Annotated in this window: 2 protein-coding genes; both read left to right on the top strand. The window is 69.4% G+C overall.

Going from position 1 to position 3,458, the window contains the following annotated elements:
• Positions 1-887 (top strand): vanadium-dependent haloperoxidase (locus tag AB0G02_RS31885; RefSeq protein WP_360801506.1); only part of this gene is annotated, 887 nt, incomplete at its 5' end.
• 388 nt (positions 888-1,275) lie between these two features.
• Positions 1,276-3,458 (top strand): glycosyltransferase family 39 protein (locus tag AB0G02_RS31890; RefSeq protein WP_360801509.1); only part of this gene is annotated, 2,183 nt, incomplete at its 3' end.

Genomic DNA, 3,458 nt, shown 5'->3' on the forward strand with positions numbered 1-3,458 from the left:
TCCGGGACCCGTCCCGCTGGCAACCGAACGTGGTGACCGAAGGCAACGGCGTCTTCCGGGTCCAGGAGTTCGTCACACCGCAGTGGAGCGTCACGCGGCCGTATTCGTACCGCGACCCCGCGGAGTTCCCCCTGCCTCCGCCCGTGAACAGCGACGCAGTGCGCAACCCGGCCGGGTACAAGCGCCAGGCGGACGAGATCCTGCACGCCTCGGCCAACCTGACCGACTACCAGAAGGTCCTGGCCGAGAACTTCAACGACAAGTTCCACGCCCTGCCGCCCGCCTTCCGGCACATCGCGGCCGCCAACCACTACGACCTCGACCGGTTCGTCTTCCTCGACACCCTCTCGAACGTGGCCCCGTTCGACGCCGGGATCGCGACCTGGCACTACAAGCTGCGCTACGACGCGGTCCGCCCGTTCACCGCGGTCCGCTACCTGTACGGCGACCGGAACGTCACCGCATGGGGCGGCCCCGGTCAGGGCACCGTCACCGACATCAAGGGCAACGAGTGGCGCAGCTACCTCGAGACGGCGGACCACCCCGAGTACCCGTCGACCTCGACCGCGTTCTGCGGCGCGCTCGCCCAGGCGGCCCGCCGGTTCACCGGTTCGGACGCCCTCGGCCTGTCGATCCGTGTCGCCAGGGGCGCGTCGGTGGTCGAACCGGGCATCACCCCGCGCGCCGACACCACCCTGGGCCCGTGGGAGACGCTGACCGAGTGGGAGCAGGAATGCGGCCTCAGCAGGCTCCTGGGCGGCGTCCACTTCCGCTCCGCCATCGACGCGGGACGTGAATTGGGCAGGCGCGTGGGCGACCGGGCCTACGAGTTCCTCAAGACGCACATCGACGGCACCGCGCCACCGCCACCGCCACCGGGGAGCTGACCGGGTATCGCGGTCCGCACGGCAGGAAGCCGGGAGCACGAGGCTCCCGGCGGGAACAGCGGTCGCTCCGGCATCGGCCATCCGTCCCGTCGGGTGTGCCGACGGGGAGGGATGGGCCGGTCCCGGACGTACTCGCGGAGCCGATCGCCGGTGGCGAGCTCGGCTGCCTTCGACCTCGAGCCGCGCGTAGTCCACCAGCTGGTTCGTGGAGTGGGATGACGTCACCTACACGGGTGCACAGGGTCGATGACCGAGTGGCTCCAGTTGCGATGGTGAGCGGGCCGACCCATGCTCTGTCGCGGAAGAGGGCCGCTATGTGGATCATGCCCTGATCGCTTTCTCGAAGCCTGTGACGATTCGTTTCTCTCCACGAGGAGTGACCAGGTTCATGCCCCACCCGGGTCTGTCCGATCAGCGGGCCGCCGAGGCCGTCACCGTGGTCATGTCCGTTCACCGGGATCAGTGCGACTTGGCAGCGGCGGTGGACGACTTGGTGTCCGCGCTGGACCGGGTCGGAGAGCGGCACTGCGTGCTCCTCGTTCTCGAAGACGACGATCCCGCCACCTCGGTGAGCGTCATCGACGAGGCGGTGAACCGCTATCGGGATCGCATCGAGGTGGTCCGTCACGAGCGCGGTTGTGACGAGAAGGTGTTGCCCTGCACGGGCTTGGCGGTGGCCTTGGCGGAGACCGATCACCGGCGGATCTTCCTGACCGGCGTCCGTTTCACCTCCGCGCGACTGCCTGCGCTGCTGGCGGCGGCGCGTGAGGACCGGGCCAGCCTGGTCATCGGGTGCCGTTGCGCCCGCTTCGATCCGCCGCGTCGCAGGATGTGCTCCTGGCTGCGGAAGGTAGTGCGGCTGGTTCCGCTGGACACCGGACGTCACTGCCCGGATTTCGCCTACCACCTCGTCGACCGACTGGCGCTGACCGATCTGGGCGTGCGCACACGGCCACCGGCGCCGGTGGAGTTGCTCGCCGAGCCGCGCCGACATGATGCGAGGGCAGCGGCACTTTCCTCCCGGCACCGGCGCGGGAGGACCAACGGGCCGACCGCCTCGGTCGTGAATGTGCCGGGTGCCGGGAAGGGCTCGGTCCGTACGAGGCCGGTCGGCCGTGTCGTCAGCAGGGTGCTCTCGCCTCACGATCCGGTCTTCCGCGCGGTGCTCCTGGTCGCGGTGGTGTTGTCGGCGGCTGCTTGCGCTGTGGTGGCCGCGAGCCAGATGACGCTGGCCTACCCGGATGCGGTGTCGCACCTCCTGATCACCCGTCGGGTGCTCGACGCGTCGACGCCCGGTGCCGCCCAGCTCGGCGGGGTGTGGCTGCCGCTGTCGCACGTGCTGGCACTGCCGTTCGTGGTGGAAGAGTCGTGGTACCACGCGGGCGTCCTGCCGAGTGTGGTGTCCATGTGCGCCTACGTCGCCACTGCGGGCTGGTTGTACCGCATCGGCACCGCGCTCACCGGGCGCCGGGCGGGTGGCGTGACCGCGGCCTTGGTGTTCTGCGCCAATCCCAATGTCCTGTACCTGCAAAGCACGCCGATGACCGAGGCACTGCTGTTCGCCTGTCTGGCCGCGTCGACCTGGCACCTGCTGTGCTGGTGCCAGAAGGGTGACTACCGGCATCTGCTGGCGACGGCCGTCGCTGTCCTCGGGGCGACCCTGGTGCGTTACGAGGGGTGGGTTTTCCTGGTGGCGGTAGCGGCTGTCGTCGGAGTGCGTTCCTGGCGGCGGTCGCGGACGGCGCCGGAGCCCTGGGTGCTCGTGCGAGCCGACCTGGTGTTCTTCGGCTGCCTGGCGGTCGGTGGCGTGACCGGCTGGGCGATGTGGAACGACGCGATCTTCGGTGATCCGTTGAACTTCGTGCGTGGGGAGTTCGCCAAGCCCGCGTTGTGGGTCGGTGCAGGAGAGCAGGCCGTCGGTGATTGGGGTGCGTCGCTGTGGACCTACCTGCACGCCATGGAGCACAACCTGGGGCCGGTTGTGCTGGTCCTGTCCGGGGTCGGGCTGACCTGCTTCACGTGGCGGACGAGGTTGCGGGACGAAGCCCTGGCGCCGTTGCCCTTGCTGGTGTTCCTGCCCTTCTTCGTCTGCGCGCTTCAGTCCGGTCAACGGCCACTGCACGTACCCGAGATCAGCGGTGACCTCTACAACGTCCGGTTCGCGCTCGTCATGGCGCTGCCGGCGGCGGTGCTCACCGCCTACCTCGTGCCGGCGGATCGGACACCGCTCCGGTTCCTGCCCGCTGTCGCAGCGCTGTTGGGTTGCGGGCACCTCGTGCTGACGGGAACTGCGACGCTGGAGGAGGCCCAGGCCTTCCGGGCGGGTGCCACCGAACGCGTCAACGCCCGGGCCGCGGCCTGGCTGCGCGAGCACTACGACGGCGGCCGGGTCTTGATGCAGTCGTGGAGCAACGAGACGGTCAGCTTCGGCTCCCAGGTGCCCATGGAGCGGTTGGTCTACGAAGGCAGCTTCCGTCAATGGGAGCCCGCGCTCGATGATCCTCTCGGGCACGGGATCCGTTGGATACACCTGCGCCGCACGCCGGGCGGCGAAGACCTGGTGTGGCAGCG

Source organism: Actinosynnema sp. NPDC023658, from assembly GCF_040639995.1.
GTDB lineage: Bacteria > Actinomycetota > Actinomycetes > Mycobacteriales > Pseudonocardiaceae > Actinosynnema.